24 protein-coding genes and 1 riboswitch are annotated in these 25,127 nt (G+C 70.5%); of the genes, 1 reads left to right on the forward strand and 23 read right to left on the reverse strand.

Translation table 11 applies throughout. The features are described from left to right. Positions 1 to 556: 556 nt before the first annotated feature. From argH to infC, 21 genes are all read right to left on the reverse strand, one after another. A complete protein-coding gene (gene argH / locus ABD882_RS16550; protein ID WP_345188504.1) occupies positions 557 to 1,996 on the reverse strand; it encodes an argininosuccinate lyase in 1,440 nt (479 codons plus the stop codon). Then, the gene (gene argF / locus ABD882_RS16555) at positions 1,993 to 2,925 is read right to left on the reverse strand and encodes an ornithine carbamoyltransferase (protein WP_345188505.1); all 933 of its coding nucleotides are present in this window, start codon (positions 2,923 to 2,925) and stop codon (positions 1,993 to 1,995) included. Before argF ends, argH begins: the two co-directional genes overlap by 4 nt. Beyond that, the gene (locus tag ABD882_RS16560) at positions 2,922 to 4,139 is read right to left on the reverse strand and encodes an acetylornithine transaminase (protein ID WP_345188506.1); all 1,218 of its coding nucleotides are present in this window, start codon (positions 4,137 to 4,139) and stop codon (positions 2,922 to 2,924) included. Before ABD882_RS16560 ends, argF begins: the two co-directional genes overlap by 4 nt. Next, positions 4,136 to 5,035, reverse strand: a complete 900-nt coding sequence (argB, locus tag ABD882_RS16565; RefSeq protein ID WP_345188507.1) for an acetylglutamate kinase — start codon at positions 5,033 to 5,035, stop codon at positions 4,136 to 4,138. The genes ABD882_RS16560 and argB overlap by 4 nt, the downstream gene beginning before the upstream one ends. Next, positions 5,032 to 6,189 carry a bifunctional glutamate N-acetyltransferase/amino-acid acetyltransferase ArgJ gene (gene argJ, locus ABD882_RS16570; protein WP_345188508.1) on the reverse strand — a complete coding sequence of 386 codons (1,158 nt, stop codon included), beginning with the start codon at positions 6,187 to 6,189 and terminating at the stop codon, positions 5,032 to 5,034. The genes argB and argJ overlap by 4 nt, the downstream gene beginning before the upstream one ends. Then, positions 6,186 to 7,238 (reverse strand): N-acetyl-gamma-glutamyl-phosphate reductase, encoded by a 1,053-nt coding sequence (argC, locus tag ABD882_RS16575; RefSeq protein ID WP_345188509.1) that lies wholly within the window; start codon positions 7,236 to 7,238, stop codon positions 6,186 to 6,188. Before argC ends, argJ begins: the two co-directional genes overlap by 4 nt. A 210-nt stretch (positions 7,239 to 7,448) precedes the next feature. Continuing rightward, the gene (locus tag ABD882_RS16580) at positions 7,449 to 9,572 is read right to left on the reverse strand and encodes a bifunctional hydroxymethylpyrimidine kinase/phosphomethylpyrimidine kinase (protein ID WP_345188510.1); all 2,124 of its coding nucleotides are present in this window, start codon (positions 9,570 to 9,572) and stop codon (positions 7,449 to 7,451) included. Continuing rightward, positions 9,569 to 10,426, reverse strand: coding sequence for a hydroxyethylthiazole kinase (gene thiM / locus ABD882_RS16585; RefSeq protein ID WP_345188511.1), 858 nt, complete (start codon positions 10,424 to 10,426; stop codon positions 9,569 to 9,571). The genes ABD882_RS16580 and thiM overlap by 4 nt, the downstream gene beginning before the upstream one ends. Further along, positions 10,417 to 10,510, reverse strand: a riboswitch (TPP riboswitch). (Overlaps the previous gene by 10 nt.) Before the next feature lie 22 nt (positions 10,511 to 10,532). Beyond that, positions 10,533 to 13,055, reverse strand: a complete 2,523-nt coding sequence (gene pheT, locus ABD882_RS16590; RefSeq protein ID WP_345188512.1) for a phenylalanine--tRNA ligase subunit beta — start codon at positions 13,053 to 13,055, stop codon at positions 10,533 to 10,535. Further along, on the reverse strand, positions 13,055 to 14,107 hold the full coding sequence (gene pheS / locus ABD882_RS16595) for a phenylalanine--tRNA ligase subunit alpha (RefSeq protein WP_345188513.1): 1,053 nt from the start codon (positions 14,105 to 14,107) through the stop codon (positions 13,055 to 13,057). Before pheS ends, pheT begins: the two co-directional genes overlap by 1 nt. Positions 14,108 to 14,151: 44 nt before the next feature. Beyond that, positions 14,152 to 15,087 carry an amino acid ABC transporter permease gene (locus ABD882_RS16600; protein WP_345188514.1) on the reverse strand — a complete coding sequence of 312 codons (936 nt, stop codon included), beginning with the start codon at positions 15,085 to 15,087 and terminating at the stop codon, positions 14,152 to 14,154. Beyond that, positions 15,084 to 15,740, reverse strand: coding sequence for an amino acid ABC transporter permease (locus ABD882_RS16605; RefSeq protein WP_345188516.1), 657 nt, complete (start codon positions 15,738 to 15,740; stop codon positions 15,084 to 15,086). The genes ABD882_RS16600 and ABD882_RS16605 overlap by 4 nt, the downstream gene beginning before the upstream one ends. 88 nt (positions 15,741 to 15,828) lie before the next feature. Beyond that, positions 15,829 to 16,737, reverse strand: a complete 909-nt coding sequence (locus tag ABD882_RS16610) for a glutamate ABC transporter substrate-binding protein (protein WP_345188517.1) — start codon at positions 16,735 to 16,737, stop codon at positions 15,829 to 15,831. 48 nt (positions 16,738 to 16,785) lie between these two features. Then, positions 16,786 to 17,571, reverse strand: a complete 786-nt coding sequence (locus tag ABD882_RS16615) for an amino acid ABC transporter ATP-binding protein (RefSeq protein ID WP_345188519.1) — start codon at positions 17,569 to 17,571, stop codon at positions 16,786 to 16,788. A 130-nt stretch (positions 17,572 to 17,701) separates the two neighbouring features. Beyond that, complete coding sequence (locus ABD882_RS16620; protein WP_345188520.1) at positions 17,702 to 18,664, reverse strand: TAXI family TRAP transporter solute-binding subunit; 963 nt, start codon at positions 18,662 to 18,664, stop codon at positions 17,702 to 17,704. Beyond that, positions 18,661 to 20,019, reverse strand: a complete 1,359-nt coding sequence (locus ABD882_RS16625; protein ID WP_345188522.1) for a sensor histidine kinase — start codon at positions 20,017 to 20,019, stop codon at positions 18,661 to 18,663. Before ABD882_RS16625 ends, ABD882_RS16620 begins: the two co-directional genes overlap by 4 nt. A gap of 24 nt (positions 20,020 to 20,043) precedes the next feature. Then, complete coding sequence (locus ABD882_RS16630; protein WP_345188523.1) at positions 20,044 to 20,712, reverse strand: response regulator transcription factor; 669 nt, start codon at positions 20,710 to 20,712, stop codon at positions 20,044 to 20,046. Between the two features lie 16 nt (positions 20,713 to 20,728). After that, a complete protein-coding gene (locus ABD882_RS16635; RefSeq protein WP_345188524.1) occupies positions 20,729 to 21,529 on the reverse strand; it encodes a TrmH family RNA methyltransferase in 801 nt (266 codons plus the stop codon). A 67-nt stretch (positions 21,530 to 21,596) separates the two neighbouring features. Continuing rightward, the gene (gene rplT, locus ABD882_RS16640) at positions 21,597 to 21,983 is read right to left on the reverse strand and encodes a 50S ribosomal protein L20 (RefSeq protein ID WP_345188526.1); all 387 of its coding nucleotides are present in this window, start codon (positions 21,981 to 21,983) and stop codon (positions 21,597 to 21,599) included. Positions 21,984 to 22,016: 33 nt separating this feature from the next. After that, complete coding sequence (gene rpmI / locus ABD882_RS16645) at positions 22,017 to 22,211, reverse strand: 50S ribosomal protein L35 (RefSeq protein WP_017828564.1); 195 nt, start codon at positions 22,209 to 22,211, stop codon at positions 22,017 to 22,019. Between the two features lie 91 nt (positions 22,212 to 22,302). Beyond that, positions 22,303 to 22,938 carry a translation initiation factor IF-3 gene (infC, locus tag ABD882_RS16650; protein WP_345188782.1) on the reverse strand — a complete coding sequence of 212 codons (636 nt, stop codon included), beginning with the start codon at positions 22,936 to 22,938 and terminating at the stop codon, positions 22,303 to 22,305. Positions 22,939 to 23,214: 276 nt separating this feature from the next. On the opposite strand from infC, the gene ABD882_RS16655 reads away from it, so the two are divergent. After that, positions 23,215 to 23,598, forward strand: a complete 384-nt coding sequence (locus ABD882_RS16655) for a DUF1844 domain-containing protein (RefSeq protein ID WP_345188783.1) — start codon at positions 23,215 to 23,217, stop codon at positions 23,596 to 23,598. A gap of 12 nt (positions 23,599 to 23,610) precedes the next feature. On the opposite strand, the gene ABD882_RS16660 is transcribed toward ABD882_RS16655, so the two are convergent. Beyond that, entirely contained in the window at positions 23,611 to 24,369 is a 759-nt protein-coding gene (locus ABD882_RS16660; RefSeq protein ID WP_345188527.1) for an SseB family protein, read from the reverse strand. Further along, on the reverse strand, positions 24,353 to 25,099 hold the full coding sequence (gene priA, locus ABD882_RS16665; RefSeq protein ID WP_345188528.1) for a bifunctional 1-(5-phosphoribosyl)-5-((5-phosphoribosylamino)methylideneamino)imidazole-4-carboxamide isomerase/phosphoribosylanthranilate isomerase PriA: 747 nt from the start codon (positions 25,097 to 25,099) through the stop codon (positions 24,353 to 24,355). The genes ABD882_RS16660 and priA overlap by 17 nt, the downstream gene beginning before the upstream one ends. Positions 25,100 to 25,127: the final 28 nt, after the last annotated feature.

Below are 25,127 nucleotides of genomic sequence, written 5' to 3' on the forward strand. Positions count from 1 at the left end.
GCGTTCATCCTGAGCCAGGATCAAACTCTCCGTAAAAGAAAAAAACAGGACCACCAGGGAAAACCAGCGACCTGCGAGTTTGAAACTGACCAAAGAGATGACATCATTGCTGACTTCATCCGAATGCCAACCCCCAAAAAGGGAGCTGGTCTTTGATCCAAAGGAATTTCTCAAACCAGCCCAAAGACTGGAACGAGGAATAAATTGGCATTTGACAAGTGCACGCTGTTGAGTTCTCAAGGATCGGATGCTCCCACAGTTCAGCCTCGCGGCATCACAAGTGGGGCTTGATCTCACCCCCATCTCGCTGCGCCTTGCGGCGAACCTGAGGTGGGAGTTCCCAATCATAGTCCAAGATCTCCCGCAAGGGAAGTTCTTGATCGAGATCGGGGGTTGTTCACCGCTTGGGGAGTCAGGCCTTCCGGCCCTTCGCTCTACCGCTTGGGGCGAACAAGTAATAAGTTACGCGGATCCCGCAGATCCGGCAAATCGTGGCCGCATCCCGGGCGTGTCGCGCCCCGGATGCCGGGCACGAGCTCAGATCCCGGGCACGAGCTCAGATCCCGAGCGCGTGCACGGCCGCCTGGCTGCGCGCGACGAGTTCCGCGCGCTGCTCGGCGACGCGCACCGGGGCGGTGCCTCCGACGCCGTCGCGGCTGGCGACGGATCCGGAGATCGTGAGCACCTCCCGGACGGCCGGCGTCAGGTGCGACGACACCTCGGCGAGGAGCGCATCGTCGGCGTCCTCGAGCCCGATGCCGCGCTGTTCGCACGCGCGCACCAGGGATCCGGAGATCTCGTGCGCCTCGCGGAACGGCACCCGGTGCTTCACCAGCCACTCCGCGACATCGGTCGCCAGCGAGAAGCCTTGCGGGGCGAGCTCGGCCATGCGGGCGGTGTCGAAGCGCAGCGTGGCCACCATGCCGGTGAACGCGGGCAGCACGACCTCGAGGGTGCGGACCGAGTCGAAGACCGGCTCCTTGTCCTCCTGCAGATCGCGGTTGTACGCGAGCGGGAGCCCCTTGAGCGTGGCCATGAGCCCCGAGAGGTTGCCGATCAGGCGCCCGGACTTGCCGCGCGCGAGCTCGGCGATGTCGGGGTTCTTCTTCTGCGGCATGATGCTGGACCCGGTCGAGTAGCCGTCGTCGAGCGTGACGAAGCCGAACTCGCGGGTGTTCCAGAGGATGATCTCCTCCGAGAACCGGGACAGGTTCACGCCGATCATCGCGGCGATGAAGGCGAACTCCGCGACCACGTCGCGCGCCGCGGTGCCGTCCAGCGAGTTCTCCGCAGGGCGATCCAGCCCGAGTTCTCGGGCGACCAGCGCGGGATCGAGCCCGAGGGTGGATCCGGCCAGCGCTCCCCCGCCGTACGGCGAGACGCCGGCACGCGCGCGCCAGTCCACGAGTCGTTCGAGGTCGCGGACCAGCGGCCAGGCGTGCGCCTGCAGGTGATGGGCGAGGAGCACCGGCTGCGCGTGCTGCAGATGCGTGCGCCCCGGCAGGATCGCCCCCTCGTGCGCCTGTGCCTGCGCGACCAGCGCGTCGATGAGGCCGAGCAGATCGTGCGCGATGAGCCGCGCGTGGTCGATCAGGTACATCCGCACGAGAGTCGCGATCTGGTCGTTGCGGCTGCGACCGGCGCGGAGGCGTCCGCCCAGGTCGGCGCCGACCTCGGCGATCAGCGCCGCCTCGAGGGCGCCGTGCACGTCCTCGTCCGCCGGTTGCGGCAGCAGGGTGCCGTCGGCGATGCGAGCCGCGAGGGCGTCGAGCCCCGCGTGCATCCGCGTCGCCTCATCCGGTTCCAGATACCCCGCGGCCTCGAGCGCGATCGCGTGGGCGTGGGAGCCGGCGATGTCGTACGGTGCCAGGATCCAGTCGAAGTGGGTCGACCTGCTCAGTTCGGCGAGCTCCGGGCTGGGACCTCCGGCGAAACGGCCACCCCAGAGAGCGCCCGCGTTCGTGCCGTGGCTTCCGCCGCCGTGCGCCGCGCTCATGGCTGATCCTGCTTGCCGATGAGCCAGACGAGCAGCGCCTTCTGCGCGTGCAGGCGGTTCTCGGCCTCGTCCCAGACCACGCTCTGCGGCCCGTCGATCACCTCGGGGTCGACCTCGTATCCGCGATCCGCGGGCAGGCAGTGGATGAAGATCGCTGCGGGGTCGGCGAGCGACATCGTGCCGGTGGTCACCTTGAAGTCGCCGAGGTCGCGCAGGCGCGCCGCCTTCTCCTCCTCCTTGCCCATCGACACCCACGTGTCGGTCACGATGACGTCCGCGCCGGTGGCCGCCTGCGCGGGATCGGTGAGGAGTGTGAGGGACCCTCCTGTCTCCGCGGCACGGCGGTGCGCATCGGCGACCACGTCCTCCCGCGGCGCGTAGGCGGCGGGAGAGGCGACGCGCACGTGCATGCCCGCGGTGACACCGGCCAGCACGTACGAGTGCGCCATGTTGCTGCGGCCGTCGCCGAAGAACGACAGCGTGAGGCCCTTCAGCTCGCCCTTGTGCTCGCGGATCGTGAGCAGGTCGGCGAGCAGCTGGCAGGGGTGGAAGTCGTCGGAGAGCGCGTTGATGACGGGGACGCGGGTTCCCTCCGCCATCTCCTCCAGGCCCGCCTGCGCGTAGGTGCGCCAGACGATCGCGGCGACCTGGCGCTCCAGCACCCTGGCCGTGTCGGACGGCGTCTCCTTGCCGCCCAGCTGGCTGTTCGCCGTCGAGATGATCAGCGGGGATCCGCCGAGGTCGGCGATCCCCACCGCGAACGACACGCGGGTGCGGGTGGACGACTTGTCGAAGATCACCGCGACCGTCTGCGGACCGGCGAGCGTCTTGTCCGCCCAGCGGTCCTTCTTCAGCTCGACCGCGAGATCCAGGATCTCGGTCTGCTCGGCGGTCGTGAGGTCGTCGTCGCGCAACAGGTGGCGGGTCATGCGTTGGTCTCCGTGAGTGCGGTGGCCGCGACCTCGGCGAGGGCGGCCGTGAAGAGTTCGATGAACTCGGCGATCTCTGCGTCGCCGATCGTGAGCGCCGGCGCGATGCGCACCGACGACGGGTTGGCGGCGTTGACGATGAGCCCGAGCCGCTGCGCCGCGGACACCACCTCACCCGCGACCGGAGCCGCGAGCGCCACCCCGATGAGCAGTCCGCGCCCGCGCACACCGGTGACGAGCGGCGATCCGATCCCCGCGATCGCCGCACGCAGCTGGGTGCCGCGGTCCCGGGAGTTCTGCACCAGGCCCGCCTGCTCGATCTCCTCGAGCACGGCGTTGCTGACAGCCGTCGCCAGCGGGTTGCCGCCGAAGGTCGACCCGTGCGAGCCGGGCTGCAGCAGCGTGGCCGCCGCGCCGAACACCACGAGCGCGCCGATCGGGAAGCCGCCGCCGATGCCCTTGGCCAGTGTGATCGCATCGGGCACGATGCCCTCGTGCTGGAAGCCGAACCAGTCGCCGGTGCGGCCGGCGCCGGTCTGGATCTCATCCACGATGAGCAGCGCGCCGTGCTTCTCGGTGAGCGCGCGGGCGGCCCGGAGGTACCCCTCGGGCAGCTCGAGCACGCCGGCCTCACCCTGGATGGGCTCGACGAACAGGGCGGCGACGCGGTCGTCGATCGCCGACTCGAGCGCCTCGATCGTGGCGGGGATGTGCTCCACGCCGCCGGGGAGCGGCTGGAACGGATCCCGCATGGACGCCTTCGCCGTCAGCGCGAGCGCGCCGATCGTGCGGCCGTGGAACGCGTTGTCCAGGGACAGGATCCGCGGACGCCGGGATCCGCCGTCCTCAGACAGCCCGTGCAGGCGGGCGAGCTTGAACGCGGCCTCGTTGGCCTCGGTGCCGGAGTTGCCGAAGAACACCCGGCCGTCCACTCCGGCGCCGGCCAGGCGCTTCAGGCGCGCCGCGAGCTCCAGCTGCGGCGGCGTCGCGAAGTAGTTCGAGACGTGCGCGAGCGTCGCGGCCTGGCGAGACACGGCCTCCACGAACACGGGGTGGGCGTGACCGAGCGCGGTCACCGCGATCCCGGCGAGGAAGTCGAGGTAGCGTCGCCCCTCACCGTCCCACAGGTGCGATCCCTCGCCGCGGACGAGCAACTCGAACCGCGGTCCCGCATTCAAGATCAGGTCACGGTCTGCATCCTGCTGCCAATTCATCCCGCCACCACCTCCGTTCCGATTCCCTTGCTGGTGAAAAGTTCGACGAGCACCGAGTGCGGCACCCGTCCGTCGATGATCGCCGCCGCGTGCACGCCCGACTCCACGGCCGCCAGGCACGCGGCCATCTTCGGGATCATCCCCGACTCGAGCGACGGGAGCAGCGTCTTCAGCTCCGTGGTGGTCAGGTGCGAGACCAATGATTCGCGGTTCGGCCAATCCGCGTAGAGCCCGGCGACATCCGTGAGGATCACGAGCTTGACCGCGCCGAGCGCCGTTGCGAGCGCAGCCGCCGCGGCGTCCGCGTTCACGTTGAGGGACTGGCCGGGATGGTCCAGATCCGGCGCGATGCTGGAGACGACCGGAACGCGCCCCGCAGCGAGATGGTCGTGCACGGGAGTCGGATCCACTTCGACGACGTCGCCGACGCGGCCGAGGTCGACTTCTTCGCCGTCGATGATCACGCCGCGTCGCCGACCGCCGAAGAGTCCGGCGTCCTCGCCGCTGAGGCCGGTCGCGATCGGCCCGTGCGAGTTGATCTTCGAGACGAGCTGCGGGTTGACCTGTCCGGTCAGCACCATCCGCACCACGCCGATCGCCTCGGTGTTGGTGACCCGGTAGCCGCCCTTGAACTCACTCGGGATCTCGAGCCGTTCGAGCATGTCGGAGATCTGCGGTCCGCCGCCGTGCACGACGACCGGCTGCACTCCGACAAAGCGGAGGTAGGCGATGTCCTGCGCGAACGCCTCCTGCAGCTCGTCGCTGATCATCGCGTTGCCGCCGTATTTCACGACGACGATCTGGTCGCGGTACCTCTTCAGCCAGGGCAGCGATTCGATCAGCGTCTGGGCTTTGATCGCCGCTTCCTCGGGGGCGGTGTCCTGGAGGTCGCTCATGAGGAGTACGCGCTGTTCTCGTGCACGTACTCGTGGGTGAGGTCGTTGGTGCGGATCGTCGCCGTCGCGTCGCCCGACTTCAGATCGATCACCAGGTCTGTGGCGCGGGGGGTGAGATCCACCTCTTCGCGCGGGCGGTCGGGGCCGCCCTCCGCGCAGACCCGCACACCGTTCATCCAGACCTCGGTGTCATAGGGGTCGAAGACGGCCCGGGTGGTGCCGATCGCGGCGAGCACCCGGCCCCAGTTCGGGTCGTTGCCGAAGATCGCGGCCTTGAACAGGTTGTTCCGGGCGACCGAGCGGCCGACCTCCACGGCGTCCTGCTCGCTCACCGCACCCCGGACCACGATCGTGATGTCGTGGCTGGCGCCTTCCGCGTCACCCTGCAGCTTCTTGGCCAGCTCGTCCGCGGCCTCCGTCAGCGCCGCCGCGAACGCGTCGAGACCGGGACGGATCCCGCTCGCCCCGTTGGCGAGCAACGTGACCTGGTCATTGGTCGACATGCAGCCGTCCGAGTCGAGCCGGTCGAACGTGACCCCGGTCGCGCGTCGCAGTGCCGCGTCCGCGTCGGCGGCGTCGACATCGGCGTCGGTCGTGAGCACGACGAGCATCGTGGCGAGCCCCGGGGCGAGCATGCCCGCACCCTTCGCCATGCCGCCGATGGTCCAGCCGTCGCGGCGCACGACGACCGTCTTGGCGACGGTGTCCGTCGTCATGATGGCCTCGGCCGCGGCCTGGCCGCCGTCCGCGCTGAGCTGGGCGATGCCGGCCTCGACGCCCGCGAGCACCTTGCCGCGGAACACCTCGTCGCCGGTCCCGATGAGCCCCGTGGAGCAGACGACCACGTCGCCCGCGCTCACCTCGAGCAGTTCGGCGGTCTTCTCGGCGGTGAGGTGGCTGGTCTGGAATCCGAATGCGCCGGTGAAGCAGTTCGCGCCGCCCGAGTTCAGCACGACGGCCTCGACCGTGCGATCGGCGACGACCTGCTGCGACCAGATGACGGGGTTGGCCTTGGCGCGGTTGCTGGTGAACACCGCCGTGCCGACCTTGCGCGGGCCGCGATTCACGACCACCGCGACGTCGGCCTTGCCGGTGGACTTGAGGCCTGCGGCGACTCCGGCCGCCTCGAACCCCTGGGGTGCGGTCACGCTCACGGGGCCACTCCGTTCGTGGTGAGCGCCGTGGCCTCGTCGAGGCCGAGCGCGATGTTCATGGACTGGATGGCGGCGCCCGCGGTGCCCTTGACGAGGTTGTCGACGGCGGTCACGACCACGACGCGGTTCGCGGCGCGATCGATCGCGAGCCCGATGAGCGCGGTGTTGGCGCCGAGCACGTCGGCGCTGCGCGGGAAGGATCCCTCCGGCAGCAGCTGCACGAACGTCTCGTCGCCGTACGCGTGCTGCCAGGCGTCGCGGATCTGCTGATCGGTCGTGCCCGGCACGATCGGCGCGGTCGAGGTCGCGAGGATCCCTCGGGCCATCGGCACGATGACCGGGGTGAAGGAGATCCGGATGTCTTCGGCGGCAGCTGCCCCCGTCGCGGCGAGCGCCTGCCGGATCTCGGGGATGTGCCGGTGCGTCCCGCCGACCGCGTAGGGGTTGGCGGATCCGAGGATCTCGCTGCCGAGCAGATGCGTCTTCAGGCTCTTGCCCGCACCCGAGGGGCCGACCGCGAGCACGGTCACGATGTCGGACGGATCGATCACGCCGGCGGCGACGCCGGGGGCGAGACTGAGGCTGACGGTCGAGGCGTTGCAGCCGGGGGCCGCGATCCGCGTGGCGCCGCGCAGCTTCTCGCGCTGCTTCACGCCGTCCACCAGGAGTTCGGGGACGCCGTAGCTCCACGGCTCGTGGAAGTCGCCGCCGTAGAACGCGTCCCACGCCGCCTCGGAGGTGAGGCGATGGTCGGCGCCGGCGTCGATCACGAGCGGCACGTCGCCGAGGGCATCGGTGTACTGGCCGGACTGGCCGTGCGGGAGGGCCAGGAACACGATGTCGTGCCCGGCGAGGATCTTGGGCGTGGTGTCCTGGAGGGTGAGGTGCGCCAGCGAGCGGAGATGCGGCTGGTGCTCGGAGAGCTTCTGCCCGGCGTTCGAGTGCGCCGTGACGGTGCGGATCTCGATGTCGGGATGGTTCGCGAGCAGGCGCAGGATCTCGCCGCCCGCATAACCGGATGCGCCGGAGACGGCGACGGTATACGTCATGCTTCCACCTTAACGGTCGGAGACGGATGGGCCGGGGCGGCGACACCGGCACTCCACCGCGCACGACGCGGGAGCGCAGGGTCGCCTAGAGTCGGCGGTCGCCCGAACGGCGTCGACGCACCACAACACCCGTGAGGGTGATCGTCTGCGGAGCCGGAAGCATGCGGTGACGATATCGTGCGGTGCCGCCCGCGACCAAATCGAGACCGCTCAGCCGCCGAGATCGGCGGCGGCGAAGAACGCCCGCTCATGCTCGGCCGAGCGCACGAAGGCGACGCGCATGCGCGTGCGCGTCTCCTCGTCGGCGGCCGCCGCATGTGCGGACACGATCCGGATCGCCTCGCGATTCGCGGCCGCGAAGACCGGATCCGCGTACTCCTCGATCCACGGCGCGAACGGATGCGACGAATCGCCCCCGGCCTCGGCGTGCAGCCGGGCGCCGACATCCGCGTAGATCCAGAAGCAGGGCAGCAGTGCCGCGATGAGCACCCCGTAGTCGCCGTCGAACGCCGTGCCGCGCAGGTGATCCAGGTATGCGGTGGTGACGGGCGACGGATCTGCGGCACTCTCGCCCGGCGACAGCAGGCTCTCGTGCAGCTGCAGCTCGCCGAGCACGGACTGCTCGGCCGAGCGGGCCCAGAACCCCTGCTCCGCGGAGCGCGGGGCGAGTCGCGCCGCTTCGGCCAGGGTCCTCGCGTACGCCCGCAGGTACACCGCGTCCTGCGCGAGGTAGCCGCGGAACGCGGCCTCCGGGAGCGTGCCATCGGCGAGCCGGCGCAGGAACGGCAGCTCGTCGATCGCCCGGCGCACGGGCGCGATGTGGTCCCACCACTCCGCGGCGACGTCGTCGGCGGGGCGTGCGACCGTGAGTCCGCCGCGCTGCCAGAGCCCGGCGAAGTGGCTGACCGGACCGTGCCCCGAGCCCACCTGCAGGGCGGCGCCCGCGGCGATCGATTCACGCAGCCACGCGCGGACCTCGGCGACGGCGGCGAACCAGTCGTGACCGGCCGCCCGGCGCGCGGCGAGCCCGGACGACAGCGAGCAGCCGGTGCCGTGCGTGCTGCGGGTGCGGATCCGCGCCCCGGGATATTCGCGGAGAACGCCCGCCGGCCCGACGAGGGCGTCCGGCGCTTCATCGCCGCCGAGATGACCGCCCTTGACCAGCACGAGCGCGCCGGTCGCCGCCGACAGCCCCCGGGCCTGCGCGAGCGCGGCGGGCCAGGTCGTCGCCTGGTCCTCGTGCACGAGAACAGCGAGTTCGGGCAGGTTCGGCGTGATCAGATCGGCGAGCGAGAGCAGTGCGCGCAGGGCCTGCTCGGCATCGGCGTCGAGCAGCCGGTCGCCGCTCGTGGCCACCATCACCGGGTCCAGCACGACCGTGGCAGGCCGGTGCGCGGTCAGCCAGGAGCCGACCTCGGCGATCACTGCAGCCCCGGCGAGCATGCCGATCTTCACCGCGTCGATCCGCACGTCCTCGCTCAGCGCGTCGAGCTGCGCGCGCAGGAACTCCGCCGGCGGCACGTGCACCCCGCTCACACCGCGCGTGTTCTGCACCGTGAGCGCCGTGATCGCGGCCATGCCGTAGCCGCCGTTGGCGGCGATGGACTTGAGGTCGGCCTGGATCCCGGCCCCGCCCGAGGGGTCGCTGCCGGCGATGCTGAGCACCCGGGGCGTCCCGCCGCTGCCCCACTCGCGCAGCAGCTTGCGCGCCGCGATCCGCGGATCCGTTGCGCTGCAGAGCGCGGAGACCACGGCGACGCCGGCGGCCCCGGCCCGGCGGAGGGCGGCGACGTCGTCGCGGCCCACCCCGCCGATCGCGACGCACGGCAGCGAGCTGGCCGCCGTGAACGCCGCGAACCCGTCCACCCCGAGCACCGGCGGGTGATCGGGTTTGGTGGCGGTCGGATGGATCACGCCGACGCCGAGATAGTCGACCGTGCCTGCGGGCAGGGCCCGTACGGCGTCGCGGTGCCCCGGGGTGTTCGCCGTGAGCCCGATGATCGCGTCCGGGCCGAGCAGAGAGCGCGCCACCGCGACCGACGCGTCGGATTGGCCGAGGTGGATCCCGTCCACTCGCGCCCCGCGCCGGCGCGCCTCGATCAGCGCCTCGAGCCGGTCGTCGACGACCAGCAGCGCCCTGCCCGCGATCACCGCGGAGAGCTCGATCAGCTGCGCCACGATCTCGGCGTCGTCCGCGTCCTTGTCTCTGAGTTGCACGATCCGGACCCCGCCCGCGACCGCGGCGTCGACGACGGCAGTGACACCGCGCTCGCCGCACAGGGCGCGGTCGGTGACGAGGTAGAGCGCCAGGTCGTCCGGGTTCAGGCGAGTCATGCCGCGACCGGAGCGGTCACGGCGACGCGGGCCCGCGCCGCCAGGTCTGCGGGCGCGACCGCCGCGAGGGCGTCGAGGAGGCGCACCGCGAAGGATCCGGGCCCGTCGGCCCCCTGCGCGGCGTCTTCGGCCGCGATTGTGTAGACGATCGTGGCTGCCGCCGCCGCGACCGCGGGTGCGTGGCCGGTCTGCCGGGCCGCGCCGAGGAAGGCGGCCATCACGGCGCCGAGGGCGCAGCCGCCCCCGGTCACCCGGGTGAGCAGGGCGTCGCCGTTGTCGATCCGGATCTCCGCGTCCGCATCGACGATGAGATCGATCGGTCCCGACACGGCGACCGCTCCCCCGGTGCGCGCCGCGAGCTCCCGTGCGGCGTCGGCCGCGGCCTCTGTGCCGTCCAGCGCATCCACGCCTCGCCCACCCGCGCTGCGACCGGCGAGCGCGAGGATCTCGGAGGCGTTGCCGCGGATCACGGTGGGGCCCAGCGCCAGCAGCTCGTGCGCGAGCGCGGTGCGCACCGGAAGGACGCCGATCGCGACCGGATCCAGCACCCACGGCGTTCCGGCCGTGCGGGCCCCGTTCGCGGCCTCGAGGCTCGCCGCCCGCTGCTCCGGCGTGGGAGTGCCGAGGTTCACCAGCAGACCGGACGAGATCCCGGCGAACAGGCCGGCCTCGCCCGTGATGTCCACCATCGCCGGGGCTGCCCCCAGCGCGAGCAGGACGTTGGCGGTGAAGCCGGTCACCACCGCGTTCGTGATGCACTGCACGAGCGGGGGCTCGGCCCGCAGTGCGGTGAGCAGGCTCGCCGTGGCCTCGACCACGGACTCGTCAGACAGGTGTTCCAGACGCGCGTTCATCGCGACATCCCTTCGCTAGTACGACCTAGATCAGGTTCGACGGGTGTGATCTCAGCCGCGGATGCGGCACCCCGTGTCACTGCTGGTCAGTCTAGCGATGCCGCCCTCACTCCCGGATCTGCGCCCCGAACCGCTCGGCCGCGACGGCGACGCCGGAGAGCTTCGCCTCGGTCGCCTCTGCAGCGGTCAGCGTGCGATCGTCCGCACGGAAGCGCAGGGCGAAGGTCAGGCTCTTGGATCCGGCCGGCACGCCCTCGCCGCGGTAGTCGTCGACGAGGCGGACGGACTCGAGAAGAGCGCCCGCGCCCTCGGACAGCGCCGCGCCCACCTCGGCGGCGGGGACACCCGCTCCGAGCACGAGCGACACGTCCTGCGTGGCTGCCGGGTAGGTCGACAGCGAGGCCGCGACGACGCGATCGCCGGCCAGCGCCAGCACGCCGTCGAGGTCGAGTTCGAGCACGACCGCGCGACCGGGCAGATCGGCATCGGCCGAGACCTGCGGGTGCAGCTCGCCGACGTAGCCGACCTCGGCACCGCGCACCTGCAGCACGCCGGCACGACCGGGGTGCAGCGCGGCGCGGCTGCCCTGCACGACGTCGATCACGACGCCGGCGGCGTCGGCGATCACGCGCACGGCGTCGAGCGCCTCGCTGAGGCCGTACTCCTCGGCGGCGCGGCCGGGCTGGCGGGGCGCGACGTGTCCGGTGAACAGGGCGGCGACGTAACGGGCCTGCGGCGGGATCGACGCGTCGAGCGCCGCGAGCGTCTCGTCCGAGGGACGCACGCCGAGCGGCGGCACCTCATCGGTGCCGTAGACCACGCCCGGAGCGGGCAGGAACACGACGCCGGTCTCGAAGATCGCCAGATCCACGAGGCCGCGCGCGATGTTGCGGTGCGCGGTGTGCAGCAGTCCCGGGATGAGCGAGCGGCGCAGGAACGGCGTCTGCGAGTCCAGCGGATTCGCCAGGCGCACCCCCGGAAGCTCCTCGCCGGAGGCGGATCCGTGCAGGTCGTTCTGATCCTGCGTGCTGAACGGGAACGCCGGGGTCTCGACGAGGCCCGCGGCGGCCAGCGCGTTCGCCACCCGGCGACGCCCCTGCTGCATCTCGGTGAGCCCACGGCCGGACGGCGGGGTCGGCAGCACGGACGGGATCCGGTCGAGCCCGTGGATGCGCGCGACCTCCTCGGCCAGCGTCCACTTGTCGGTGAGGTCGGGGCGCCAGCTCGGCGGGATGACGGTCCAGCCGGTCCCTGAGCCTGTCGAAGGGTCGACGGCGGTCACCTCGGCGCCGATCGTCTCCAGCGCGCCGGTGACCTCGTCGTCGGCGTAGTCCACGCCGATCAGGCCCGGCACGAAACCGGCGGGCAGCTCGATGCTCGCGAGGAAGACCTCGCCGAAGAGCGCGCCGCCCTCCTCGGTCAGCGTGCCGCCGGCGAGCTCGACCATGAGGTCGGCGACACGGCGTGCGGCCGCGAACGGGATGAGCGGGTCCACGCCGCGCTCGAACCGCTTGGAGGCCTCACTGGGCAGCTTGTGCCGGCGGGCGGAGCGCGCGATCGTGATCGGGTCGAACGTCGCCGCCTCGATCAGCACATTACGGGTGCTCCCGCTCATCTCTGTGGTGCCGCCGCCCATGACGCCGGCCAGGCCGATCGGGCCGGAACCGTCGGTGATGAGGAGGTCTTCGGCGCTGAGCGTGCGCTCCTGGCCGTCGAGCGTGACCATCTTCTCGCCCGCGGCGGCGCGACGGATCACGATGTTCCCGTCGAGCTTGTCGAGGTCGTAGCCGTGCACCGGGTTGCCGAGCTCGAGCATGACGTAGTTGGTGATGTCGATGAGAACGCCGAGCGAGCGCATGCCGGCGAGCGTGAGCCGCGCGATCATCCACGGCGGGGTCGGGCGGGACGGATCCACGCCGCGCACGACGCGGGTGACGAACTCGCTCGCGCCCGCGTTACCACGGATCGGTGCGGTGTCGTCGAGGACCGCGGTGCGTCCGGAGCCCGGCTGCAGCTCGGCGAAGTCGCGTTCGGCGGGATCGCGGAACGCCTCGCCGGTCGCGTGCGCGTACTCGCGGGCGATGCCGCGCAGCGAGAACGCGTAGCCGCGGTCGGGCGTGACGTTCACATCGACCGCGACGTCGTCGAGGCCGAGGAGCGCGATCGCGTCGGTGCCGACGGGGGCGTCGATGCCGAGCTCGGAGAGGATCAGGATCCCGTTGTGCTCGTCGCCCAGCCCGAGTTCGCGGGCCGAGGCGATCATGCCGTCGGAGACGTGCCCGTAGGTCTTGCGCGCGGCGATCGGGAACGGCCCGGGCAGCACGGCGCCGGGCAGGGTCACGACGACCTTGTCCCCCACCGCGAAATTGCTCGCGCCGCAGACGATGCCGCGGACACCGCCCTGGGCCTCGCCCACGTCGACCTGGCACCAGCGGATGGTCTTGCCGTTGGACTGCGGCTCGTCCTCGTAGGAGAGCACCTGGCCGACGACGACGGGTCCGGAGATGCCGAAGCCGATGAGCTCCTCCTCCTCGAAGCCCACGGAGACGAGCGCCGCGAAGACATCGTCCGGCGTGGCATCCTCAGCCACATCCACGTACTCACGCAACCACGAAAGCGGGACGCGCATCACACCACCATCCCGAACTGCTCGCTGAAACGGACATCGCCCTCGGCCATGTCGCGCATGTCCTGCACGTCGCTGCGGAACATGAGCGCGCGCTCGACGCCCATGCCGAACGCGAACCCGCTGTACACGTCGGGGTCGATCCCCGCCGCGCGCAGCACGTTGGGGTTGACCATGCCGCAGCCGCCCCACTCGATCCAGCGCGCACCGCCCTTGAAGGTGGGGTGCCACAGGTCGAGCTCGGCGGACGGCTCCGTGAAGGGGAAGAAGTTCGTGCGGAAGCGGGTCTTCGCCTCCGGGCCGAAGAGCTGGCGCGCGACGTGGTCGAGCGTGCCCTTCAAATGCGCCATCGAGATGCCCTTGTCCACGACGAGGCCCTCGAACTGGGTGAACACCGGCAGGTGCGTCGCGTCGAACTCGTCGGTGCGGTAGACCCGACCCGGGCACAGCACGTAGATCGGCACCTCGCGGTCGAGCATCGACCGAACCTGCACGGGGCTCGTGTGCGTGCGCATCACCAGGTGACGCGAGGACGGATCCACGTAGAACGTGTCCTGCTCCTGACGAGCGGGGTGGTCGACGTCGAAGTTCAGCGCGTCGAAGTTGAACCACTCGTGCTCGAGCTCGGGGCCTTCGGCGATCTCCCACCCCATGCCGACGAACACGTCGCTGATCTGATCCTGGAGCAGGGTGAGCGGGTGCCGGGCGCCGACGCGGGAGCGCGACGCGACGGCGGTGATGTCGACGCGCTCGGCCTCGAGCCGCGCGGCGGTCTCCGCCTCGGCGAGCTCCGCCTCCTTCGCGGCCAGCGCCTGCGTGACGCGTCCGCGCCCCTGGCCGATGAGCTTGCCGAACGCGGCCTTGTGCTCGGGGGCGACCTGGCGCATCGACGCGTTCAGGATCGCCAGCGGCGATCCCTCGGCGACGTGCGCGGCGCGCGCGGCCTTCAGTGCGGCGGAATCGGTCGCCGATCCGATCGCGGCGAGCGCGGCGTCGACGGCGGTGTGAACCGCCTCGGGGGTGATGTCAGGAGAATTCTGTGCGGTGTCGGACACGAGATGAGAGTCTACCGGCGCGCTCAGGGCCGCCCCGCTCGCGGTCAGAAGCTGCGCGGTCCCCCACCGGCATCGAGCCTGCCTGCCCGACTCTGCAGCGCGATCACCTCGGTCATGGTGGATTCGTCATCGGCGGCCGCGTTGCCACCGGTCCCGTGCGGTAGCTTCGGCGAGCGGCGCGTGCGCGCCTCGAGCCACTTCGCGATGCCGGACAAGATCAGGCACATCGCGATGTAGATGACGGCGACGATGAGCCCCGCCTGCAGCAGCGGACGGCCGGGCTGCGAGCTGAGGTACTTGGCGAAGTAGATGAGCTCGGGGTAGGTGATGATGAAGCCGAGAGCGGTGTCCTTCAGCGTCACCACGAGCTGCGCGATGATCACGGGCAGCATCGCCCCTACGGCCTGCGGCAGCAGGATGAACATCATCACACCGGATTTGCGGAGCCCGATCGCGTATCCGGCCTCCTTCTGGCCGCGCGGCAGCGACTCGATGCCGGCCCGCAGCACCTCGGCGAGCACCGAGCCGTTGTAGAGCACGAGGCCGATGACGACGGCCGCGTACGGCGACATCCGGAAGGTGCTGTCCGGGATCGAGTTGATGCCGTAGTAGAAGATCATCATCATGACCAGCACGGGTACGGCGCGCATCAGCTCGATCACGACGGTGACCGGCACCCGCACCCAGGCGTGCTCGGAGAGCCGCCCGATCCCGAGCAGGAACCCGAGCACGATGCTGCCGACGGCGGCAGCCAGGAACGCGCTGACCGTGGCCCAGAGCGCCTGCGCCATGCCCTGCCACACCAGCGTGTAGGTGAACAGGTTCCAGCGCGCGGCGTCGAACTGGCCGGTCGCCGCGAAACGGTAGACGACGAAGCCCAGCAGGGCGAGCACGACCAGTACGGTGACCGCGCCGAGGAGCCGGTTGCGCAGCACCGCGCGGGGGCCGGGGACGTCGTAGAGAACGGATGCGCCGCTCATCGGGCGATCCTCCACTTCTTCTCGAAGTGCCGCTGCAGCAGGCTCAGCAGCATCACCAGGACGATGAACACGACGGCGACCCAGAGCAGGATCTCCATGACGGTGCCGGGTCGGTTCGCGGAATCCGCGACCGTCGCGCGGAGCGCAGCGAGCTCGGCGATGCCGAAGCCGGCGGCGATCGTGGTGTTCTTCAGCAGCGCGATGAACACGCTCATCATCGGCGGAACGACCGAGCGGAACGCCTGCGGCATCACCACGAGCGTCATGACCTGGCCGAATGACAGCCCGATCGCGCGGGCGGCCTCGGCCTGGCCGACGGGGACGGTGTTGATGCCCGCGCGCAGCACCTCGGCGACGTAGGTCGCGGAGTAGATGCCGAGCGCGATGATCCCGAGCGGCAGGAACGGGATCTCCGGCAGGTCGAGCTTCGGATAGCCAAACACGAAGAAGAAGAACACCAGCGTCAGCGGGGTGTTGCGGATGAGGTTCACGTACACCGTCCCCACGCCGCGGGCGATCGGGACGGGTGAGACCCGCATGGCTCCGACGATCGTGCCGAGCACGAGCGCCAGCGCACCGCCGCCGAGGAACAGCACGATCGTGTTCAGGATCGCCGCGCCCCACAGGTCGAGGTTGCCCAGCAGTGCGTCCACGCGATTACTCCTTCAGGACGGGGAGGATGAGAGGGGTGCGGCCGGCGTGCCCCCCGCGCGCCGGCCGCAGCTTTTCAGCGGATGCGAATCACTTCTCGATCGCCGGCTGCGCGACCTTCATGCCGCTCGCGCCGAGGTTCTTCTCGAAGATCGCCTTCCAGGTGTCCCCGCCGTCGGTGAACATCGTGTTCACGAAGGTCTGGAACGCGGTGTCGCCCTTGGCGAGGCCCACACCGTACTTTTCTGTGGTGAACGGCTCTCCCACGACCTTCAGCTCGGTCGGGTCCTGGGCCGCGTAGCCGATCAGGATCGCCTGGTCGGTGGTGACCGCGTCGACCTGCTTGTTGATCAGCTGCTCCACGCATCCCGAGTACAGGTCGACGCCGACCGCCTTGGTGTCCGGGAAGTTCTGCTGGATGTTCTGCAGGGGGGTGGATCCGGTCGCCGAGCACACGGTCTTGCCGGCGAGATCCTTCTCGCTCTTGATCGTGTCCTCGCTCTTGCGCACCAGCAGGCCCTGCCCGGTGACGAAGTACGGACCGGCGAAGTCGATCACGGCCTTGCGCTTGTCGGTGATCGAGTAGGTGCCGACGTAGTAGTCCACGTCGCCGTTCACGATCGCCTGCTCGCGGTTCGCGGACGGGATCGCCTTGAACTCGATCTTGTCCTCGCTGTAGCCGAGGGACGCGGCGACCCAGCGCGCGATGTCGACATCGAAGCCGGTGCGCTTGCCGGTGGTGGCGTCCTTGTAGCCGAGGCCGGGCTGGTCCTCCTTGACGCCGATCGTGATCTTGCCGTTCTTGGTGATGCGATCGAAGGTGGGGCTGCCGTCGAGTTTGACGTCCTTGGCTACCTCGAACAGCGGCTTGTCGCTCGTGGGGCTGACGCCCTCCCCGGAGGCTCCGGGAGTCGTCGGGCTGCCGCTGTTGCAGCCGGTCAGGGCGAGCAGGGCGGCGACCGCGAGGCCGACCCCGGCGAGGGTGCGTGTCTTCAGCATGTGCGTCTCTCCTTGTGTGGTGCAGGGTGCTGCGGTGGTGTGCGATGGTCAGTGCGTGAGCAGCTTGGACAGGAAGTCCTTGGCGCGATCGCTCTGCGGGTTCGTGAAGAACTGCTCGGGCTCCGCCTCCTCGAGGATCCGGCCGTCGGCCATGAACACGACGCGGTTCGCCGCCTTGCGCGCGAAGCCCATCTCGTGGGTGACCACGATCATCGTCATGCCACTGGCTGCCAGCTCGATCATCACGTCGAGGACCTCGTTGATCATCTCGGGGTCCAGGGCGCTGGTCGGCTCGTCGAAGAGCATCACCTTGGGGTGCATGGCGAGCGCGCGCGCGATCGCGACGCGCTGCTGCTGACCGCCGCTGAGCTGGGCGGGCAGCTTGGCGGACTGCTGTGCGACGCCGACGCGCTCGAGCAGCTGCATCGCCTCCTTCTCCGCGTCGGCCTTTTTCATGCCGCGCACCTTGATCGGGCCGAGCGTGACGTTCTCCAGGATCGTCAGGTGCGCGAACAGGTTGAACGACTGGAACACCATTCCGACGTCGGCGCGCAGCTGCGCGAGCCCCTTGCCCTCGGCGGGGAGGCGCTCGCCGTCGATCGTGATGGAACCACTGGTGATGGTCTCGAGCCGGTTGATGGTGCGGCAGAGAGTCGACTTGCCGGATCCGGACGGGCCGATGATCACGACGACCTCGCCCTTGTGCACGGTGAGGTCGATGTCGGTCAGCGCCTGGAAATCGCCGTAGTGCTTCTGCACGTGGTCCACAACCACGAGCGGGGCGCCGAGCGCGGCGTGGGCGGCAGAGGGCGCGGCGGCAGGGGCATCGGTCATGGCTGACTCTCCGTTGAATCGACTGAGCCGGTGAGCCCGGCGGCGACCCGGTCAGGCTATGCGCCAGGCGCGCGCGGCGTCTCGATCCTTGAGCGTTTCTTGAGGAGGGGCGCCGGCGGCAGGGCGGGGCTCAGCCGTGCGTCTCGCGGTAGTACCGCATCGCCCCCGGATGCAGGGCGATGGGATCCGTGAAGATCGCCTGCCGGCGGTCGAGGAGCGCCGCTGCCGGCACATCCTTGGCGATCGTCGCACGGGCGTCGAACAGCACGCGGGTGGCGTCGTGGATGAGGCCCTCCGGCGCATCCGCCCTGGTCACCAGATAGTTCGGCACGGTCATCGTCACCGTGGACGCCGTGATGCCGTAGATCCCGATCGGCAGATCCGCCTGCCGGTACGCGCCAGCGTGGGCTGCGTTGACGGCGTCCACGACGGTCGGCGGGATCGACAGCAGCCGGATCGGCGTGCTCGCCGCGAGCTTCTCGATGCCGGGCGTCGGCAGCCCGCCGACCCAGAAGAAGCCGTCGATGTCGCCGCGCTGCAGCGCGGCGATCGACGCGGCGAGGCCGAGCTGCGGATTGCGGATCGTGGCCGCCTGCACGCCCGCAGCGATGAGGATCCGATGCGAGACCACCTCGACGCCGGAGCCCTGCGCCCCGAGCGAGATCGCCCGGCCGGCGAGATCCTGGATGCTGTGCACCGCCGACCCTGCCCGCACCACGATGTGCACGTACTCGTCGTACAGACGCGCGACCGCCACGATCGGGATGGCGCGATCGAAGGCCCCGGTTCCCGACACCGCGTCGGCCACGGCGTCGCCCTGGGCGAAGCCGAGCACGGCGGCTCCGGAACCCACCCGCTCGAGGTTGTCGACGGATCCGTTCGTCGACTGGGCCGAGAACCGCGCGCCGAGCTGCTCCGAGAGCGCGGCGGCGAAGTGCATGCCGTAGGCGTAGTACACACCGGTCGTGCCGCCGCCGGCGATCGTCTGCGGATGGTCGGCCCAGCCCCGATCCGACGGTGCGCACGCGGCGAGGGCGGCCGCGCACAGCACGCCCAGCACGAGGGCGATGAGGCGGCGCAGGAGCACGCTCATCGCGCCTCCGCCCCGGGCAGGTGCAGGAGCACGCGCAGACCCGAGCCGTCCGCCGCTTCGACCTGCAGCCGTCCTCCGACGGTGGCGAGCAGATCGGTGGCGATCGCCAGTCCCAGCCCGGAGCCGGGCGTCGCGTCGGTCCTGGCGCTGCGCCAGAACCGGTCGGTCATGTGCTCCCGCTCGTCATCCGGGATCCCCGGCCCCCGGTCGCGCACGGCGAGCACGCAGCCGTCCGCGGTGCGCTCAGCCGACACGTCGATCGTGCTGCCCGAAGGAGAGAACTTCACGGCGTTGTCGATCACGGCGTCCAGCGCGCTCTCCGCGATCGTCTCGTCGGCGGCGGCGGGGACGGGCCCGTCGAGCCGCAGCTCGAGCGCGACTCCCTTGGCCGCTGCGGCGTCGCGCCAGGCCGCAACCCGGCGCTCGGCGAGCGCGGCCAGGTCGATCGGGTCCTGAAGCGCTGCCCGGTCGGAGCCGCGGGCGAATCCCAGCAGGGTGTCCAGGATCCGGGTCATCCGCCGGCCCTCCTCGCGAGTCGCCTCGACCTCGCCGTCCCAGCTCTGATCGAGTCCTGTCGCGAGCGACTCGAGGCGCAGCAGCAGGGCGCTCAGCGGGTTGCGCAGCTCGTGCGAGGCGTTCAGCGCGAACTCCTGCTGCCGGGACACCACCCGTTCGATCTCCCCCGCCATCCGGTTGAACAGCAGGATCATCCGGCGCAACTCCGGGGGCCCCGTCTCGTCGGAGATCCGGGCATCCATGTCGCCGCGCTCGATCGCCTCCATCGCGAGATCCACCCGGTGCACCGGCTTGAGCACCCAGGTGGCGAGGCGCAGCACCACGAACAGGCCGGCCACGATCGCCAGCGCGCACACGATCGCGAGCACGAGCCACTGCCGCACGATCTCGGCCCGGGGAGCGTCCACCCGCGCCGACATCACGACGGCGCCGATCACGTCGCCATCGTCCACGATCGGCTCGACGAGGGACTGCTCGGCGAGCTGCCACGGCAGCACGACCAGCTCCGGCAGGTCGCTGCGGCGCCCGGACAGCGCCAGCTGCACCTTGCCGGCCGTCGGTTCGTCGAGCACGAGCGCGGCGTCGGCGAGCGGCGCCCACGGGCGTCCCGAACGATCCACCACGACCACGGTCGTGCCGTAGAGCTCTCGATAGCGCCGCAGCTCGCCGTCCAGCACGTCGGCGCTGGAGGAGCGCAGCGCCTGCCGGGCGCTGGTCACGAAAGTGCCGAGATCGCCGACCTGCTGCGTGTAGAACGCCTGCTGCACACTGCGCGACACGGCCCAGCCGTAGGCGCCGCCGAGCAGCAGCAGCACCGCGGCCAGCGGAACCAGCAACACGACGAAGAGCCTGCGGCGCACGGCTCACAGCCCCGTCAGGCGATAGCCGACGCCGCGCACCGTCTCGATGAGGGACGGACGGCCGATCTTGCGCCGGATCGAGGCCACGTGCACCTCCAGCGAACGCGCGAAGCTCTGCCAGTCGGTGTTCCACACCTCGCGGATCAGGCGCTCCCGCGGCACCGCGACACCGGGGTAGCGGGCGAGCACCGCGATGATGTCGAACTCCTTGCGGGTCAGCTCCACCGGCTCCGCGTCGACCAGCACCCGGCGCGCGACCAGGTCGATCCGGACGCCGTCGATGTCGATCCCGACGGGTCCGGTCTCCCCCGGCAGCGCCTGGGTGCGACGGGTGACGGCCTCGATGCGCGCGAGCAGCTCCTGCACGTCGTAGGGCTTGACGAGGAAGTCGTCGGCACCCGCGCGGAGCCCGCGGATCCGCTCGTGCACCTGACTGCGGGCTGTCGCGATGAGCACGGGGACGCCGCTGACCGCGCGGATCCTCCGGCACAGCTCGATGCCGTCGATGTCGGGCAGTCCCAGATCCAGCAGCACGACCTCGGTCTCGGTGCCCAGGAGCGCCATGGCGCTCTGTCCGTCCATCGCCCGTTCCGTGGCGTAGCCCGCTCGTCCGAGGAATCCCGCGAGGGCGTCACCCACGCGTTCGTCGTCCTCGACGATCAGGATCTTCATGCCGCGCCCCTTCGGCTCAGGCGCGCTGTGCGAACGCGCTCTCGTAGAGGCAGACGCTGGCGGCGGTCGCCAGGTTCAGCGACTCCGCCCGACCGAAGATCGGCAGCCGCAGGGCGCGATCCGCCAGAGCCAGCGCATCCTCCTCGAGGCCGTGCGCCTCGTTGCCGAACAGCCAGGCGGTCGGGGCGGAGAGGATCCCCTCGGCGCGCGCGGCGAGCAGATCGTCGCCCTTCACGTCCGCCGCGACGACCTGGAGGCCGGCGTCACGGGCGCGGTCCACCACGTCGGCGAGATCGCCGCCCACCGAGACGGGCAGGTGGAACAGGGATCCGGTGGTGGAGCGCACCACCTTCGGGTTGTACAGGTCGACGGTGCGCCCGGTCAGCACGACCGCGTCGGCGCCGGTGGCGTCCGCGGCGCGGATGATCGTGCCGAGATTGCCCGGATCGCGCACCTCTTCGCAGATCGCGACGAGGCGCGGCCGCGCGGCGAAGATGTCGCGCACCGAGGTCGGGGTCTGCCGGGCGACGGCCACCACGCCCTGCGGGGTGACGGTGTCGGCCATCGCGGAGAGCACGAACTCGGTGACGTATTCGAAGCGCACGTCTGCGGCCGTCACCGCGGCGCGCAGATCCCCGTGCTTGTCCCAGGCGGTCGGCGTCGCGAACAGCTCGACGATCGCGTCGGGCCGATAGGACAGCGCCTCGCGGACCGCCTGCGGTCCCTCCAGCAGGAACAGGCCGGTCTCGGTGCGCGCGCTGCGTTTGGTGAGCTTCGCGACGGCGCGCACGCGCGGGGATCGGGGATTCTCCAGCACGATCCCAGTCTAGGCAACACGAAAGGGCGCCGTCTGCAGGACGGCGCCCTTTCGCGAGGAGAAGTGCTTACGCAGCCGACTTGGGCGCGTTGACGTCCGCCGGCAGAGCCTTGCGGGCGACCTCGACCAGAGCCGCGAACGTCGCGGCCTCGTTAACGGCGAGCTCGGCGAGCATGCGGCGGTCCACCTGGACGCCGGCGAGACCGAGGCCCTGGATGAAGCGGTTGTACGTGATGCCGTTCTGACGGGCAGCGGCGTTGATGCGCTGGATCCACAGACGACGGAAGTCGCCCTTGCGCTTGCGGCGGTCGCGGTACGCGTAGACGAGGGAGTGGGTGACCTGCTCCTTCGCCTTGCGGTACAGACGCGAGCGCTGGCCACGGTAACCCGAGGCGCGCTCGAGGATGACGCGACGCTTCTTGTGAGCGTTGACGGCGCGCTTGACTCTAGCCATTTTGGTGTGTTCCTTACGTGAGATCGGGGCGCGTCAGCGGCCGAGGAGCTTCTTGGCGACCTTGGTGTCAGCCTTCGACAGCACCTGGTCCTGGTTGAGGCGGCGGGTGCGACGGCTCGACTTGTGCTCGAGGTTGTGGCGCATCCCGGCCTGCTGCTTCTTCAGCTTGCCGCTGCCGGTGATCTTGAAGCGCTTCTTGGCACCCGAGTGGGTCTTCTGCTTCGGCATCTTCTCTTCCTTCGTATGGCGCCCATATAGGCGACAGGGTTCTTCCCGCGCGCTGCGGGAGGTCTGTGTGGGGTTTCTCGCTCTGCGCGGATCACTCCGCGGACGCGGCGGGAGCGGCGGTCTCTGCCGCCTCGGGTCCCTTTGCGTCACGGGCGGCCTGCTTGTTGGCCGCGCGCTGCGCGTCGCGCACCGCGTTCTGCTCGGCCTTCGCCTCGGACTTGTTCTTCAGCGGGGCGACGACCATCACCATGTTGCGTCCATCGATCGTCGGGTTCGACTCGACCGTGCCGAACTCAGCCACGTCCTCGGCGAACTTGCGCAGCAGTCGCACACCCTGCTCGGGACGCGACTGCTCGCGACCGCGGAACAGGATCATCGCCTTGACCTTGTCGCCGGCCTTGAGGAAGCCCTCGGCGCGCTTGAGCTTGGTCGTGTAGTCGTGCGCCTCGATCTTCAGACGGAAGCGCACCTCCTTGAGGATCGTGTTCGCCTGGTTGCGGCGAGCTTCCTTCGCCTTCTGCGCGGCCTCGTACTTGAACTTGCCGTAGTCCATGATCTTGACCACGGGAGGCTTCGAGTTCGGGGCCACCTCGACGAGATCGAGGTCGGCTTCCTGCGCAAGACGCAGTGCGGCCTCGATGCGGACGACGCCGATCTGCTCACCCGCGGGGCCGACGAGGCGGACCTCGGGGACGCGGATGCGCTCATTGGTGCGGGGATCGCTGATGCGGACTCCTTAGACGATGGTTTTCGGCCTCCATGATCCGGATGGATCACGGGCGAAAGCGGAATCGTCCCACCCGCCGACACTCAGACGTCGACGCCCACCCTCCACGAGTTGCCTCGTGGCCGGCCGGAGCCGGACTGCCGACGTGAATCGACGGGGTGCTGGACCCGGTAGCCTTGAGCGGCAAGCGCGGGTGGGAAGTGAATCCTCTTTCGTGCCGGGACCTGAGTCCCGGAGCCCGCAGAAGTCTATCAGAAGGCGGCACCCAGAGTGACCATGCACGCGTCCGAGTCCCCCGAGCACGTCTCCCCCCTCGTCGATGACGCCGACGGCGTCGCCGCGGGCGCCGCGCGCGACATCGCCGACGTCGCCGCCGTCGAGGTCATCACCACGGCCGCCGTGCATCTGCTCAGCGCCGCCGCCGTCAAGGTCGGGCTCGCGGACGATCCCGAGACGCAGAAGGATCTGGACGAGGCGCGCAAGCTCATCAACGCCCTCGCCGGGCTCATCACCGCCGCCGCGCCGGAGATCAGCGACATGCACGCGCGCTCGCTGCGCGACGGCCTGCGCTCGGTGCAGCTGGCGTTCCGCGAGGCATCCTCGATCCCGGATCCGATCGGTCAGGGCCCCGGCGAGAAGTGGACCGGCCCGGTCAACTGACCCGGGTTCGCCTCAGTCGCTCGCGCGCAGGCGCACAGTGAGCGAGTCGACCAGCACGGCGATCCGATCGTCCGTCGCCCAGCGCTGCGCGAGCCGCGCGAGCACCGCATCGAGCGTCTCGCGGTCGAGGCCGTCGACGAGTTCGAGCGTGACGATCAGCTCGGGGCCGCGCAGACGCGCCTCCGGATCGCCGGCCGAGACGGAGACGTCGATGACCGCGAGTTCGCTGCCGACGCTGTCCTGGAGCCCCGCGTAGACCTCGGGTGAGAGGAAGCTCGGCTCCCAGGCCTGCGCCTGCGCGACCGCCCACACGGCCGGCCGGCGCAGCACGAACTCCGTCTCGGATCCGGGATCCAGCACGATCAGCTCGGCATCGCCGGATGACGCGGACAGCGCCACCCGCGCCGCCTCGACGGGAATCGGGCGTGCGACCGGATCCCACGAGCGCAGGGTGTCGACGCTCGTGAACGCCGGCTGCACCGTGCGCCCGTCGGGAGCGGCGACCGTGACGAGCGAGAGTTCCTGCGTCTTGTCGACCACGAGGCCCGAGGGGACGACGCCCTCCTCTCCCTTCTCCGCGACCAGCGGCACCAGCACCCTGGCCGATCGGAACGCGTCGACGACCTCGGCCTGGGAGCCGTCGCCGGCACGGAAGCGCGTCAGCGCCAGCCAGAGGGCAGGATCCGCGGATCCGTCATCGGTGGCGTTCGGGTTCGGCTGGAAGGCGCGTCCCTCCCAGGGCACGCCTGCGGAATCAGTCTCCCGCGACATCCAGCGCCTCGGCCAGGGTGAACGCGCCCGCGTAGAGCGCCTTGCCGACGATCGCGCCCTCGACCCCGAGCGGCACGAGTTCGCGCAGTGCGGCGATGTCGTCGAGGTTGGCGATGCCGCCCGAGGCGACGACCGGCTTGGGGGTGCGCGCCGTGATCTCGCGGAGCAGGTCGAGGTTCGGCCCCTTGAGGGTGCCGTCCTTGGTCACATCCGTGACGACGTAGCGGCTGCAGCCGGCGTCCTCGAGGCGATCCAGGACGGTCCAGAGGTCACCGCCCTCCTTCGTCCAGCCGCGTGCCGCGAGCGTCGTGCCGCGCACGTCGAGCCCGACCGCGACGGCCTCCCCGTAGCGCGCGATCACATCGGCCGCCCACTCCGGGTTCTCCAGCGCGGCCGTGCCGAGGTTGATCCGCGCGGCACCGCTCTCGAGTGCGGCCTCGAGGCTCGCGTCGTCGCGGATCCCGCCGGAGAGCTCGACGTTGACGTGCCGGAACTGCTTGATGACGCGGCGCAGGATCGCGGTGTTGCTGCCGCGTCCGAAAGCGGCATCGAGATCGACGAGGTGGATCCACTCCGCACCCTGATCCGCCCATTCGGCCGCGGCGTCCATCGGGTCGCCGTAGCTGGTCTCGCTGCCGGCCTCGCCCTGGGTCAGGCGCACCGCCTGACCTCCGGCGACGTCGACCGCCGGGAGGAGGGTCAGCGAAGGTGCCTGTGCGAACTCGTTCATGTCGTCCTTGATGTGTTGATCGTTCGGG

Source organism: Microbacterium panaciterrae (assembly GCF_039541635.1).
Classification (GTDB): Bacteria; Actinomycetota; Actinomycetes; order Actinomycetales; family Microbacteriaceae; genus Microbacterium; species Microbacterium panaciterrae.